Genomic DNA, 12496 nt, shown 5'->3' on the forward strand with positions numbered 1-12496 from the left:
CACCATGTCGATGGTGCACACGATCCCTCGCGCCCGTTTCTCGCGCCGGCTCCTGTCATGGATGACGGCACTCCTGCCGCGAAGGCGGCGCCGGCGTCTCGACCCGCGGATGCTGTCCGATCATCTCAAGCGCGATGTCGGCTTCCTGGACGGCAGGCGCGGCACGGTCGAAGCACGCCCCTGCTGGGAGGGCGACTTCCCCGGGCAGGGACGCTATGAGGGTTAGGGCATCGAACCGGGAGCGGAGGTGACCCGAGAGCTGCAAATCCCGTCAGTTCCTGCTCTCCTCGCCCGCTCGCCCGCGGCGCCAGTAGACGGCGACGAGAGAGCGGCGCTTCGGGAAATCGAGCTCCGCCTTCAGGAACTCGCGGATGCTGCGCGCGCCCTCATGCTCGCATCCTGCCCAGAGATAGGAATCGCCCTCCCATTCGGCGCGGTCGAGCCCACGCAGCGCGTCGATCAGCAGTGTCGTGGAGCCGGTCGGCCGGCCCTGGCGCGACAGCCAGTTGACCTCGATCCCCGGGCGGTGCGTGAGTTCCTGCTCTTCCTCGGTGCTGGCGACTTCGATGAAGGCCTTTGCCTGCGCATGCGGCGGCAATTCCTCCAGCATGCGCGAGATGGCGGGCAGTGCGGTCTCGTCGCCGGCGAAGATATAGCGCGAGGCCTGCGCGAGATTGCCGCCGCCCGGGCCGATCATGCCGACCACTTCGCCGGGACTGGCTTCCATCCCGAATCGGGCGCCGGGCATGTCGTCGCCCTCATGCAGCACGAAATCGATGTCGATCTCGCCGGCCTCCACATCGATCCTGCGGATCGTGTAGATGCGCACCGCCGGCCGCTCTCCCTCCGGCCAGGCCTGACGGCCGTCTGCTCCCATGACCGGCCAGACCGGAACCACGCCGGGTTTCGGCGGCAGAAGCAGGCGGACATGCAGCCCGTCACGCGCGAAACGCGCGAGATTCTCGCCGGCGAGCGTCAGCCGGCGCATCAGCGGCGTGACTTGCGCCGCGCGGACCACCCGCATGGCGCGGAAATAGGGAAGCGGCGCACCCGGCGCGGTGCCGCCGCGCCAGACGATCGGCGGCTTCTCATCCGGCACGAACTGGTAGACGTGCTCGGCCACGCTCCACTGCAGGAAGGAGAGCGATGTGTCGTCGCCGGCCTCGACCCGGAAGGCAATGCCGTCCTCGCGCAGGCTGGCGGTCGCGCTTCCGATGTCGAAAGAGGCAGACCAGGCGTGTTCGGAGCCCGAAACCCTGCCATGCTCGTCGAAATGCTCGCGCAGGTGCGACATCAACACCGTCGGCGCGCTGAGCGGGACGAAGGTTTCCGCGCTGAGCAGGCGTATCGTGTTCATCATCGATCTCCAACAGCCAGGCGCTCGCGGCGCCATTCCAGGGAATCATCGGTTTCCGGCCCGCCGCGCCCGGCGATGGCGAAGATCGCCGGTACCGAGATGAGCGCGATAAAGCCGGTCACCGTGAAGAAGATGCCGTAACCGAACCGGTTCGCCGCATAGCCGGCAAGCACGCTGCCGATCATGCTCGCCGGCGGGATCCCGGCCCCGGAGGCGAGCAAGACCGAGCGATTGACCTGATTCTTGGAAAAGCGAGGCAAACCGACCCCCTGGTCCCGACGAAGATCTCGGTGGCTTGCCCCGCAGGCTGGCTCCCTGAAAATGCGCTCGTAATTAACATGACTAGTAAAGTCAACTTAGTGAGCGCGGAAAAGAGTTTCCCGCTTGCCTGCCCCCTCGCCGCCAATGACCGCCCCGGGAGGCCGAGTTCTCCACAGATGTCATTTTAGGTTCATGCCGGGGTGACGCGGGCGTCATCTTCGCCCGCTAGTAGGTTGCCCATACTGACCGTGCGGTACGCGCATCGTGGCCGACCAAACCGAGGAGCAGCCCCATGAGCAGCAACATCGACGGCATCGGCTTCAATGCCGGATCGACCGACGGTGAACTGGAGAGCCTCGAACGCGAACTCAGCAGCCTGGCGGAGATCGGCGTCGACACGGTGGAACTGGGCCTCACCAGCCTCGATCTCGTCGCCGGCGGGCGGATCATCGAGGAGCGTGCAGAGCGGCTGGTGGCGCTCACGAAGGCGTTTCCCTTCCGCTATACCGTCCACGGCCTCGTTTCCTCCAACTTCATGGACCCGGCGACGGTGCGCTACCAGATCGATGCGGCCAAAGCCCTCATCCAGCTTTGCGACCGCGTCGGCTCCCGCATCATCGTGCAGCACGGCGGCTTCGTGCGCGCCGACCAGATCGAGGAGCGCGCGGAGGCGGACAAGCGCGAGCGCGAAGCCCTCTTCGAACTTGCCGAATTCGCCAGGCCCTACGGGGTTCGCGTCGCGCTCGAGAACATCTTCACCACCGATCCGGGCCAGTACCGGCAGACCCCGGCGGAGGTGGCGGAGACGGTGAAGACGATCGATCATCCCAATCTGGTGGCGCTCATCGACTTCAGCCACGCCTATATCGAAAGCACCTATCGCGGCCTCGATTTCCGCGATCAGCTCCGTGCCATGGCGCCGGTCACCGGCCATCTGCACGTGCACGATTCCTTCGGCCGCCCGGCCGGCCACAGCAAGTTCTTCCATCCGCAGGAAGCCACCGCACTCGGTCTCGGCGACCTGCACATGCCGCTCGGCTGGGGCGACATTCCCTGGGAGGAGATCTTCGCCGAACTGGACTTCCTGCCCGATACCGCTCTGATGATGGAAATCGGCCGGCGCTATCGCAGCGAGCAGCCGGCAAGCCTCGCCAAGGCGCGCGAACTCGCCTCCCTCGGCTCAGGTGCCCTGCGCGCGGCCGAGTAAACGCCCGCCCACCGGCGGAAGAACGGCATACCTCCGGCCCGCCAGCCCTATCCACAGGGCTGGCGGGTCCGCTGGATGCGGGATGCTTCCAGCGCCTGCGCCAGGAATGCGGAATTGGCACCGGGACTGTCCGATGGCGCCTCGAAGGCGATGTAGTTCACCTCCACGCCAGCCTGGGAAGCGTTGAGCGTGAGCTTGAAATACACCGTGGCGCCCTGCGGGCGCAGTTCCAGATCGAGCACGATCCGAGGCGGCTCGGTCCAGGAGACGTGTGCCTCGCAGCCATGGCCGAGCCTCAGCGTGCCGGGTTGGAAATAGAGCTCCGCCGCCGATTCCACGATGTCGGCGATGCTGGCGATGCTCTCCAGCCTGATGAAGGCGACATAGTCCGCAAGCTCTATGAGGCGCAGTTCGCTCGCGACCTCCTCCATGGCCTTGGCCACGATCATCTCACGTTCCGCCGCATGGGGCTGCCGGTTCATGCTGTTGCCTTCACTGACGATGCTCCTCCACCCGCCCCGTAGACGCGCCGGACAAGCTCGGCGACCGCCTTGTAGAACTGAGGCGGAATGAGCGTATCCACCGAAACTTGTTTGTACATGGAACGGGCGAGCACCGGCTCCTCGAAGACCGGGATGCCGTGCTCCTGCGCGATCTCGCGAATCCTCAACGCGATCAGGTCCTGCCCCTTCGCCACCACGACCGGAGCGGCGTCCCTGTCGCGCCGGTAGCGCAGCGCGATGGCGTAGTGGGTGGGGTTCGCGATCACGAGGGTCGCCTGCGGCACGGCCGACATCATGCGCCGGCGCGACCGGTCGCGGGCAAGCGATCTCAGCCGCGCGCGCACCAGCGGGTCGCCCTCGGTCTGCTTGTGCTCGTCCTTCACCTCCTGGCGCGTCATGCGCAGGTCCTGCCGCCAGCTGAAGCGCGACCAGACCAGGTCGGCGACGGCCAGCACGATCATGAAGAGGCAGATCGCCACGAGAATCTCGATGGCGAGGTCGCGGATGGTAAGGGTGAAGACGACCGGATGCGTGACCATTCCCGACAACAACCGCGCGCTCGCCTCGCGCAATGTGAAGGCAACGAGGCCGCCGACGATCAGCATCTTACAGATGGACTTGACGAACTCCACGAGCCCGCGCGCGCCGAAGAGCCGCGACCACCCTTGCGCGAGCGATATGCGCGAGAGTTTCGGCCTGATCCGTTCGAGGACGAAGCGCGGGACGTTCTGCAGGATGGACGCCGCCAGGCCCGCCGCAACCAGCAAGGCGATGACGATCCCCACCGCCTTGGCGATCTCCACGAAGACAAGTCGGTAGATCGCGATGGCATCGGTCTGGGTTTCGAGCGACCAGCTATAGGACCGCTCGATGAAGATGGACAGGAAGCCGGCGAGTTCGGCGGCCTGGCCCTCGGCAAAGAAGATCGCGAAGACGAGAATGGCCAGGAACGAGGCGAGCGCCGGCGCCTCCTTCGAGAAGGGAAGCTGCCCCTTCTCGATCGAATCGCGGACCTTCTTCTCCGTGGCCTCTTCTGTCTTGCTTTCCTTGTCCTGCCCCTCGGCCATGCGGAGTTATGCCGCCGCTTTCTGCGCCGAAGGCAGATCGATCGACCCCTGCTGGGCGAGCTGGACCGCGGTGGCGGCGATGCGCCTGCGCGCCGCGGCGATCGCCTCCGGCGTCGCCCCATCCGCCGGAGCGGCGAGTTCCGCTTCGATCATGCGTCGCGAGCGGGCGCCGAGCGCGGATAGGACCGCTTCCACCACCGGCCCCGGAGCATCGCGCAGCGCGAGCGTAACCACGTCGGTAGCAAGGCCGTCGAGCAGCGCCACGCGCGCCTTCTGTGACAGGTCGACGATCTCCTCGAAGGAGAAGAGGCGCGCGCGGATCGCGTCGACGTCGGACGTGCCCACGGCTTCCAGGTCGCGGATGACCTCGTCGGCCTCGGTCTTGTCGAGTTCGTTGAGAAGTCGGGCCACCCGCGCATGGCCCGCCGAGACATCCTTTCCGCCCGCCTCGGCGCGCAGGATCTCGGCGATACGCCGCTCGATCACCGTGCGTGCCTCCGCGCTCAACTGCCCCATGGAAGCCATGCGCCGCAGCACCTCGCCACGCTGCCCCCTGTCGAGCTCGAGGATCACCCTGGAGGCCGCCTGCGGCGCGAGGTTGGCGAGCACCACGGCCACGGTTTGCGCATGTTCCGGCGCCAGGATCTCCGCGAGCCGATGCGGCGCGATCCTCTCGAGCCTCGCCCAGACCTCCTGCATTGCCGCCGGGCGTGCTTCACCGCCGCCCATGAGCGCGTTCATCTCCTCGGGAGACAGGGATTCGGTGAGCAGATTGTTCATGCTGTCGGCCGAATCGAGGAGCCCGGCGCCCTCGGAGAATTCGCGCTCGAATTCCTGCACCACCTTCTCGAGCTCCGCCTGGGGGATGGTGCGCAGCCGTCGGGCCGCCTCGATCAGCGCCTTCAGCTCGTCCTGCTTGAAGAACTTCAGCAGCCTGCCCGCCGAAGGCTTTCCCATGGCGACCAGGATGGCCGCGGCCTTCTCCGCCTGTGTGAGTTTCACCGAAGCCGTCACAAACCGCCTCCCGTGTTCATTCGGATCCCCTTGCCCGCGCCGCCGATCTCCGTCAGGCGCACGCCGAAGCGGCTCGGGTCCTCCTCCAGGATGGTGATCTCGCCGCGTGCGATGCGGCGGCCGTTGACGACGATGTCGACCGGTTCGCCGATCCGCCGGTCGAGCGAGACGGTCGAGCCGCGCTGCAGCGCCATCAACTCGGAAACCGGCATCTCCGCGCTGCCCAGAACGATCTGCACCTCGACCGGGATATCCAGCAGGAAACCCGAGATGGCCGGATCGGCTGCCTTCGAACGAGCCTCCTCGTGCAGCGCGTCCTGCATCTCCTCGATCGCCGCATTCAGCTTCTCGTCCTCGTTGCGGGGTGCTGCTTTCGTCCTGCTCATTCGCTTTTCTCCCTGATGCCGGCCACGTCCGCCGTCTGGCCGGCCAGCAGGCCCTCGATCACGTCCTGGCGGTCGTCGAAGGGCTGCTTGATGCGCACTGTGTAGTTCTGACCGAGCTTCCCGAACTCGCACACGAAGATGCCGCGATTGCGCACCGAAAGCCGCGTCTGCGCGGGCGCGGTGTCGTGCAGGGCCAGCACCTGCCCCTCGCGAAGCTCCGCCAGCGCGCCGAGCGAGAGCTTCGTCAGCGGGATCGTGGCGGTCACCTCCACCTTGGAGCGCATCACCTCGTCGCCGAAGCGCTGCCGCCACTCAGCGGGTGCGGGCGCGCCCGGAGCATCACGGCCGGCGGACACACGTGTTTCCAGAATGACGCGATGCGGGATCCAGGCGGTCAGAAGCCCCGTCTCCCGCCCACCTTGGAGAGAGAAGCTTATGCGCACTCCTGGCCCGTCGCGCACGACGAAGCGCCGGAAATCGACTGGTCCGGCCAGGGGTTGCGACACGGGCAGCCGCAGGCCGAGCGAACGCCCGCCCGTCCCGTTCAGCGCCTCCGCGAAAGCCTCGAACGCCAGCGCCGCCACGTCCAGCTCGATCCTGGACGGCGGCCTGTCGAGCGGCGGCGGGGGAATGTCGGGATCGCCGCCGAGGAAAATGCTCACGAGCAGCGAGAGCGCCTGCGGATCGAGCCGCATGGTGAGCGCGTCCGGCGAGGAAGCCGCCGGGACCACGACCAGCGCGTCGAAGGAATCCTGCCCCGGTCTGGCTTCGGAGAGGCGTACATCATCGATGTCCGCGATATCGACCGCGAGAGACGGCGAGAACCGTTCGCCCAGCACTTGCTGAACGGCCGGCAGCGCCCGCATCGCAGCACCGCGCGCTGCCTCCACCACCTGGCGTGGGTCGCCGGTGGCGCCGACGAGGCGCTCCACGACGAGATTGCGCATCAGCGCCTGATTGTCGGGGGCCGCCGTCATCCGCCGCTCACGCCGCCTTCTTTTCCGCCGCGGCTCCGGCCGGGTTGTGGTTGAGCGTGTTCTCCTCCACCGCATCGATGGAGGGGCGGTCATGGGCCGAGATCGTCTTGCGCCCGAATTCCAGCGCCACCTGCGGCAGCGAGCCGTTCATATAGGCGAGCAGCGTCTGCTTCACGATCACGTAGAGCCGGTTGTTCTTCTCGCGCACGATCTTGACCTTCGTGGCGATCGGCCCCACCACCGCATAGGAGAGGAAGATTCCGAGAAAGGTGCCGACGAGGGCTGACCCCACGAGGGCGCCCAGGATTTCCGGCGATTGGTCCAGCGCCCCCATGGCCTTGATGACGCCGAGAACAGCCGCCACGATGCCCAACGCCGGAAGGCCGTCCGCCACCGCCTGGAGCGCGTGGTAGGGCTTCAGCTTGTCGCGGCGGATGGTCTGGATCTCCTCGTCCATCAGCGCCTCGATCTCGAAAGGCCGCGCGTTGCCGATGATGATGATGCGGCAGTAGTCGCAGATAAAGAACATCAGGTCCCGGTTCTGCAGGACCGTGGGAAATGCCTGGAAGATCGCCGATTCCTGCGGATTGTCGATATGCGCCTCGACCTCGCTGCGGGATTTCGAGCGCAGTTCGCGCATCAGGCCGTGCAGCACGCCGAGTGTCTCCAGGTACTCGCTCTGCTTCGGCACCTTCTGCCGGAAGGCTTCGATGCACGCCTTGCCGGTATCCTTCACGGTTGCCATCGGGTTTGCCACCAGGAACGTGCCCAGGGCCGCCCCGCCTATGATGACGAATTCCCAAGGCTGGACGAGCACGTCGACATGTCCGCCCATGGCCATGAAGCCGCCGATCACGCAGCCCAGAGTGACGACCAGTCCCAGCAGAATGCCCACATTCGCACCTCATCACGCGAAACCCTCGCCTTTCCTATCCCCCGTGGCTTGCGTGAGGCTTGAACGGACAATCCGGCGGGGAAAGCCTCGCGCAAGCCAGGGCGCTTAGCTTCGCGCGCAGAATGGCCGGAGGCTTGGCGTGATCAACACTTATACGAGCTATCAGCTGATTACGCGGGACATGGAGCGTTCCATCGACCGCGTCGAGACCCAGCCCATGGTCAGCCGCGAGACGGCCTACTACCGCGAGAATATCGGAAATGTGAAAAGCATCGAGGACTTCGTCTCCGACGAACGGCTTTTCCGCTACGCCATGAAGGCGCACGGGCTGGAGGACATGGCCTATGCCAAGGCTTTCATGGTGAAGGCGCTGGAGGGCGGCATCGACGCCGAGGACAGCTTCGTCAACACGCTCACCGACAAGCGGTACCGGGACTTCGTCGATATCTTCAACTTCGCCCGATACGGGGAGCAGACGACGAGCTTCCACAGCTCCACGACGGGGACGGTGGAGAAATATATGCGCCAAACGCTGGAGGAGGACGCCGGCAACCAGAACGAGGGCGTGCGCCTCGCGCTCTATTTCCAGCGCAAGGCCGGGAGCCTCAAGTCCTATTACGAAATCCTGGCCGACCCGGCGCTCGCGCAGGTGGTCCGCACCGCTCTCGGCTTCCCCGAAGCGCTCGCCCAGGCCGACATCGACAAGCAGGTGAACATGATCAAGGAGCGCCTCGACCTCGAGGACCTCAAGGATCCGGAGACGCTCGAGGAATTCCTGAAGCGGTTCACCACGCTCTGGGAGATCGACAATCCCTCCTATACCCCGCAGAGCTCGATCGCCGCGCTTTTCAGCCAGCCGGCGGAGTTCGGCATCTCCACCGACATCCTGCTCACGATCGCCCAGATGAGGAGGTAGGCCATGCAGACGGGGCTCTATGTCGCGCTTTCTTCCCAAATGGCTCTGGAGCGCCGGCTGACCACGCTCGCCGACAACGTAGCCAATGCCGGCACGGTCGGGTTCCGCGCCGGCGGGATCACCTTCAGCGACGTGATGACCGGCCTGACGGAGGATTCCGTGAGCTTCGTCTCCACCGGCGCCGATTTCTACGACACGCGCGCGGGCGGGCTGCAGCAGACGGGCAACCCCTTCGATTTCGCCGTTCAGGGCGACGCCTGGTTCGCCGTCGAGACGCCGGCTGGACCGGCCATGACTCGGGACGGCCGCTTCACCATGCGGGAAACCGGCGAGCTGGTGACGCTGGAGGGTTACGCGGTGCTCGACGCCGGGGGCGCACCGCTCGTCCTCGACCCGCAGGCCGGCCCGCCGGAGGCCGGTGCCGACGGCATCCTGCGGCAGGGCGGGCAGCTGATCGGTGCCATCGGGCTCTTCTCCTTCGTGCCCGGCCCCAACGCCACGCGCTACGGGAACTCCGCCTTCCTGCCCGACACGCAGCCGCAGCCCGTCGTCGATCTGCCCGATGTCGGCGTCGTCCAGGGCTTCGTGGAAGGCTCCAACGTCAATCCGATGACCGAGATGATGCGCCTCATCCAGGTTCAGCGCGCGTTCGAGCAGGTGACGACGCTCGTGCGCGACAGCGACACGGCCATGAAGGACGCCATCAAGACGCTCGGCTCCTGATGGACGAGGCCGCCGCAACGACCGCGCAAAGCCGGGCCGGACGGGATCCGGATACGCTGACTGCGCTCGGATGCGCCTTCCGGCGCTTCGGCGTACCGGGCCGTACCCTCCGGTACGGCGGCCGGATCTGCGAGGTCACGCCGACCCACTACAGGGTGCGGGGCCTATCCCGGGCGGCACGGCTCGGCGACATCGTCTCCTGCCGCATCCACGGCCGCGAGCATCGCGGCGAGGTGGTGCGCATCTCCTCCGACGACGTGCTGGTCGCTCCCTTCGAACGCGACGCGGAGGCGAGGCTCGGGCAGCCGGTCTTCACGGCCGGGGCGCTCGATATCCTGCCGCACGAGAGCTGGCGCGGACGCGTCATCGACGCGCTGGCGCGCCCGATCGACGACGGCCCTCCCCTGATACGGCCTGCCGCAGAGGTGCTGGCCGCAACGCCGCGAACGCCGGCAGCCCTGCGCCGGCAGCGCGTGGCGACACCCTTTCTCACCGGCGTGCGCGTGGTCGACCTCTTCACGCCGCTCTGCCACGGGCAGCGCATCGGCATATTCGCCGGCTCCGGCGTCGGCAAGTCGACCCTGCTCGCCATGCTTGCCCGGGCCGAAGCCTTCGATACGGTCGTGGTCGCCATGGTGGGCGAGCGCGGCCGCGAAGTGCGCGAGTTCCTGGAGGACACGCTCGGACCGGCGGGCATGCGCAAGACGGTGGCCGTCGTCGCCACCAGCGACGAAAGCCCCATGATGCGCCGGCGCGCCGCCGATACGGCGATGCGCGTGGCAGAGCATTTCCGCGACTGCGGCGAGAAGGTGCTGCTGCTCCTCGATTCCATCACGCGCTACGCCCATGCGGCGCGGGAGGTGGCGACGGGCACCGGAGAACCGCCGGTGGCGCGCGGCTATCCGGCCTCGGTCTTCACCGATCTTCCGCGCCTCCTCGAACGCGCCGGGCCGGGCGAGGCCGGCCACGGCTCGATCACCGCGATCTTTTCGGTGCTCGTGGACGGGGACGACCACAACGATCCCGTCGCGGACAGCGTGCGCGGCATCCTGGACGGCCATCTCGTGCTCGACCGCGCCATTGCCGAGCAGGGGCGCTTTCCCGCCGTCGATCCCCTCGCTTCCATCTCGCGGCTCGCCGACCGGGCTTGGGACGACGACCGGCGGAAGCTCGTGCAGCGCCTGAAATCCATGATCGCGCGCTTCGAGGAGACGCGCGACATCCGGCTGCTCGGCGGGTTCCAGCCCGGCATCGACGCGGAACTGGACCTCGCCGTGCGCCAGGTTCCCATCATCTACGACGTGCTGCAGCAGTCGCCCAAGGACGGTCCTTCCATGGATCCGCTCGGCGACCTCGCAGGCCGCCTAAAGGCGAAGGAGACCAGCCGTGACGGATAGGCTCGCAGGACTCGTGCTGCCTGATGCCACGCCCGTGGAAGACGTGCGGGCCGACACGTCTGCCGCGCCCCGGAAGGAAAGGAAACGGCATGCGCTTGCGAGGCTTCCGGCTCTTGCGGCGGGGTTCGCCGTCCTGGGCCGGGGGGACTGGCTGCTCGCTGCGGGAGGCTTCGCCCTGGCGGGCGCCTGTGCGCTTTTCCCATGGTACATCTTCTTCAACCAGGATCAGTTCGGCGTGCGTCCGCTCAGCCTTTCCGGCGAAACCACCGCTGCCGCCTCCGGCCTTGCCGAGGACGATGCGTCGCTCGCCATGGAGGCGATGCCGCAGCTTGATTTCTTCCCCACCGGCACTGTGCCGCAGGCGCCCGAACACCAGCCGGATACCCCGCCGCCGCAGCCCTATCCCGGCGACCGGCAGGCCTTTCGCTTCATCCACCTGGAGAATGGGGAAGCTATGATCGAGGACGAGGACGGATTCTGGATCGTCAGGCCCGGCTCGCCCCTGCCGGACGGCAGCCGCCTTGCGCGGATCGAACGGCGCCGCGGCACCTGGCTTCTCGTCACCAGCGAAGAGGGCGAGATCGCGCTGTCGCGCTGAACGGGACGCAAGGCCCGCGCAAGACTGGCCTCCTAGTCTGGCTCACGCGAGTCTGGAGGCCTCAAGGAAACGTGGGACAATGCCGATGGAACCCGTCAACCTGTTCGATCTGGCCACGCAACAGGCGCGGTGGCTCTCGGTCCGCCAGACGGCGGTGGCAGGCAACATCGCCAACATCAACACGCCGAACTACAAGGCCGTGGACGTGGAGCCTTTCGAGAAGGTTCTCGACGGCACGCGCGTGGCCATGAGCGCCACTCATGCGCAGCACCAGGATACCGGGGTGACGCCCGCCTCCTTCTCCCTCGACGAGCGCGATGATCCGCAGCTCCTGCCGTCCGAAAACAGCGTCGTGCTGGAGGACGAGCTGGTGAAGGCCGGCGAGGTGCGCCGCGCCTTCGAACTCAACACGGCCATCGTGAAGGCCTTCCACCGCATGCTGATGATGACGGCGAAGGGCTGAGCACGATGGATCCGCTCTCCACCGCTCTCAAAGTCGCAGGCTCCGGGCTCACCGCCCAGTCCGAGCGCATGCGCGTGGTCTCCGAGAACCTCGCCAACGCGCAGTCCACGAGCGACGTCCCGGGCGGCGATCCCTATCGCCGCAAGACGATCAGCTTCGCGGCCGAGCTCGATCGCGCCAGCGGCGCAGCCATGGTCGAGGTCTCGGCCATCGCGCGCGACACGACCGAGTTCCCCGCCGAATACATGCCCGGCCACGAGGCGGCCGACGAATACGGCTATGTGAAGATGCCGAACGTGAACATGCTGGTCGAAATGGCCGACATGCGCGAGGCGAACCGCAGCTACGAGGCCAATCTGCAGGTCATCAAGCAGGCGCGGGACCTCATTTCGATGACGATCGACCTTCTCAGGAGCAATGGATGATTTCCGGCATCGGCGACCTGACACGGCTTGCCCCCTTGGGCACGACCTCCCTCCGCCCTTCGGCCGAGGCAGCGCCGGCCGACGGTGACGCATTTGCGGCGATGGTAAGCGAACTCGCCACCAGCACTGTGTCGCGGCTCGAGGCCGCCGAGACGCTTTCCGTGAAGGCGCTGGAGGGCGAGGCTGATACCCGCGCCGTGGTGGATGCGGTGATGAGCGCGGAACAGTCGCTGCAGACGGCGATCGCCATCCGCGACAAGATCGTCTCCGCCTATCTGGAAATCAGCCGCATGGCGATCTGAGGAGA

The 12496-nt window shown here is 66.9% G+C and carries 17 protein-coding genes; 9 read left to right on the top strand and 8 right to left on the bottom strand.

Annotated elements, in window-relative coordinates; genetic code table 11:
* Positions 1–4 precede the first annotated feature (4 nt).
* Positions 5–226: a hypothetical protein gene (locus tag PVE73_RS19750; RefSeq protein ID WP_277363876.1), complete on the top strand. Its 222-nt coding sequence runs from the start codon at positions 5–7 to the stop codon at positions 224–226.
* Positions 227–271: 45 nt separating this feature from the next.
* Here the strand turns inward: PVE73_RS19750 and PVE73_RS19755 are convergent, their stop codons facing one another.
* Positions 272–1357, bottom strand: a complete 1086-nt coding sequence (locus PVE73_RS19755; RefSeq protein WP_277363877.1) for a siderophore-interacting protein — start codon at positions 1355–1357, stop codon at positions 272–274.
* Positions 1357–1617 carry a hypothetical protein gene (locus PVE73_RS19760; RefSeq protein WP_277363878.1) on the bottom strand — a complete coding sequence of 87 codons (261 nt, stop codon included), beginning with the start codon at positions 1615–1617 and terminating at the stop codon, positions 1357–1359. The genes PVE73_RS19755 and PVE73_RS19760 overlap by 1 nt, the downstream gene beginning before the upstream one ends.
* 293 nt (positions 1618–1910) lie before the next feature.
* Here PVE73_RS19760 and PVE73_RS19765 point away from each other — a divergent pair, with 293 nt between their 5' ends.
* On the top strand, positions 1911–2825 hold the full coding sequence (locus tag PVE73_RS19765) for a TIM barrel protein (RefSeq protein WP_277363879.1): 915 nt from the start codon (positions 1911–1913) through the stop codon (positions 2823–2825).
* 47 nt (positions 2826–2872) lie between these two features.
* Here PVE73_RS19765 and PVE73_RS19770 read toward each other — a convergent pair whose 3' ends face one another.
* The 6 genes from PVE73_RS19770 to motA are packed head-to-tail and all read right to left on the bottom strand — an operon-like array spanning position 2873 to position 7667.
* Positions 2873–3307: a hypothetical protein gene (locus PVE73_RS19770; RefSeq protein ID WP_277363880.1), complete on the bottom strand. Its 435-nt coding sequence runs from the start codon at positions 3305–3307 to the stop codon at positions 2873–2875.
* The gene (flhB, locus tag PVE73_RS19775; protein ID WP_277363881.1) at positions 3304–4395 is read right to left on the bottom strand and encodes a flagellar biosynthesis protein FlhB; all 1092 of its coding nucleotides are present in this window, start codon (positions 4393–4395) and stop codon (positions 3304–3306) included. Before flhB ends, PVE73_RS19770 begins: the two co-directional genes overlap by 4 nt.
* 6 nt (positions 4396–4401) lie before the next feature.
* The gene (locus tag PVE73_RS19780; protein ID WP_277363882.1) at positions 4402–5409 is read right to left on the bottom strand and encodes a FliG C-terminal domain-containing protein; all 1008 of its coding nucleotides are present in this window, start codon (positions 5407–5409) and stop codon (positions 4402–4404) included.
* Positions 5406–5795 carry a flagellar motor switch protein FliN gene (gene fliN, locus PVE73_RS19785; RefSeq protein WP_277363883.1) on the bottom strand — a complete coding sequence of 130 codons (390 nt, stop codon included), beginning with the start codon at positions 5793–5795 and terminating at the stop codon, positions 5406–5408. The genes PVE73_RS19780 and fliN overlap by 4 nt, the downstream gene beginning before the upstream one ends.
* The gene (locus tag PVE73_RS19790) at positions 5792–6772 is read right to left on the bottom strand and encodes a FliM/FliN family flagellar motor switch protein (protein ID WP_277363884.1); all 981 of its coding nucleotides are present in this window, start codon (positions 6770–6772) and stop codon (positions 5792–5794) included. The genes fliN and PVE73_RS19790 overlap by 4 nt, the downstream gene beginning before the upstream one ends.
* A 7-nt stretch (positions 6773–6779) precedes the next feature.
* Complete coding sequence (gene motA, locus PVE73_RS19795; RefSeq protein WP_277363885.1) at positions 6780–7667, bottom strand: flagellar motor stator protein MotA; 888 nt, start codon at positions 7665–7667, stop codon at positions 6780–6782.
* A gap of 139 nt (positions 7668–7806) precedes the next feature.
* On the opposite strand from motA, the gene PVE73_RS19800 reads away from it, so the two are divergent.
* From PVE73_RS19800 to PVE73_RS19830, 7 genes are all read left to right on the top strand, one after another.
* Complete coding sequence (locus PVE73_RS19800) at positions 7807–8583, top strand: DUF1217 domain-containing protein (RefSeq protein WP_277363886.1); 777 nt, start codon at positions 7807–7809, stop codon at positions 8581–8583.
* A 3-nt stretch (positions 8584–8586) separates the two neighbouring features.
* Complete coding sequence (gene flgF / locus PVE73_RS19805) at positions 8587–9306, top strand: flagellar basal-body rod protein FlgF (RefSeq protein ID WP_277363887.1); 720 nt, start codon at positions 8587–8589, stop codon at positions 9304–9306.
* The gene (fliI, locus tag PVE73_RS19810; RefSeq protein WP_277363888.1) at positions 9306–10703 is read left to right on the top strand and encodes a flagellar protein export ATPase FliI; all 1398 of its coding nucleotides are present in this window, start codon (positions 9306–9308) and stop codon (positions 10701–10703) included. Before flgF ends, fliI begins: the two co-directional genes overlap by 1 nt.
* Positions 10693–11301: a hypothetical protein gene (locus PVE73_RS19815; RefSeq protein WP_277363889.1), complete on the top strand. Its 609-nt coding sequence runs from the start codon at positions 10693–10695 to the stop codon at positions 11299–11301. The genes fliI and PVE73_RS19815 overlap by 11 nt, the downstream gene beginning before the upstream one ends.
* An 85-nt stretch (positions 11302–11386) precedes the next feature.
* Complete coding sequence (gene flgB, locus PVE73_RS19820) at positions 11387–11764, top strand: flagellar basal body rod protein FlgB (RefSeq protein ID WP_277367522.1); 378 nt, start codon at positions 11387–11389, stop codon at positions 11762–11764.
* 5 nt (positions 11765–11769) lie between these two features.
* On the top strand, positions 11770–12189 hold the full coding sequence (gene flgC / locus PVE73_RS19825; protein ID WP_277363890.1) for a flagellar basal body rod protein FlgC: 420 nt from the start codon (positions 11770–11772) through the stop codon (positions 12187–12189).
* Positions 12186–12491, top strand: coding sequence for a flagellar hook-basal body complex protein FliE (locus tag PVE73_RS19830; RefSeq protein WP_277363891.1), 306 nt, complete (start codon positions 12186–12188; stop codon positions 12489–12491). The genes flgC and PVE73_RS19830 overlap by 4 nt, the downstream gene beginning before the upstream one ends.
* The last annotated feature ends 5 nt before the right edge of the window (positions 12492–12496 follow it).

Origin of the sequence: Chelativorans sp. AA-79 (assembly GCF_029457495.1) — a bacterium.
Taxonomy (GTDB): Bacteria; Pseudomonadota; Alphaproteobacteria; order Rhizobiales; family Rhizobiaceae; genus Chelativorans.

Bases quoted from the DNA above. Each gene is read 5' to 3' on its own strand.
- fliN (WP_277363883.1), bottom strand. From the start codon at position 5,795: ATGAGCAGGACGAAAGCAGCACCCCGCAACGAGGACGAGAAGCTGAAT.
- PVE73_RS19750 (WP_277363876.1), top strand. From the start codon at position 5: ATGTCGATGGTGCACACGATCCCTCGCGCCCGTTTCTCGCGCCGGCTC.
- fliI (WP_277363888.1), top strand. From the start codon at position 9,306: ATGGACGAGGCCGCCGCAACGACCGCGCAAAGCCGGGCCGGACGGGAT.
- flgB (WP_277367522.1), top strand. From the start codon at position 11,387: ATGGAACCCGTCAACCTGTTCGATCTGGCCACGCAACAGGCGCGGTGG.
- PVE73_RS19770 (WP_277363880.1), bottom strand. From the start codon at position 3,307: ATGAACCGGCAGCCCCATGCGGCGGAACGTGAGATGATCGTGGCCAAG.
- PVE73_RS19790 (WP_277363884.1), bottom strand. From the start codon at position 6,772: ATGACGGCGGCCCCCGACAATCAGGCGCTGATGCGCAATCTCGTCGTG.
- flhB (WP_277363881.1), bottom strand. From the start codon at position 4,395: ATGGCCGAGGGGCAGGACAAGGAAAGCAAGACAGAAGAGGCCACGGAG.
- flgC (WP_277363890.1), top strand. From the start codon at position 11,770: ATGGATCCGCTCTCCACCGCTCTCAAAGTCGCAGGCTCCGGGCTCACC.
- flgF (WP_277363887.1), top strand. From the start codon at position 8,587: ATGCAGACGGGGCTCTATGTCGCGCTTTCTTCCCAAATGGCTCTGGAG.
- PVE73_RS19765 (WP_277363879.1), top strand. From the start codon at position 1,911: ATGAGCAGCAACATCGACGGCATCGGCTTCAATGCCGGATCGACCGAC.
- PVE73_RS19755 (WP_277363877.1), bottom strand. From the start codon at position 1,357: ATGAACACGATACGCCTGCTCAGCGCGGAAACCTTCGTCCCGCTCAGC.
- PVE73_RS19830 (WP_277363891.1), top strand. From the start codon at position 12,186: ATGATTTCCGGCATCGGCGACCTGACACGGCTTGCCCCCTTGGGCACG.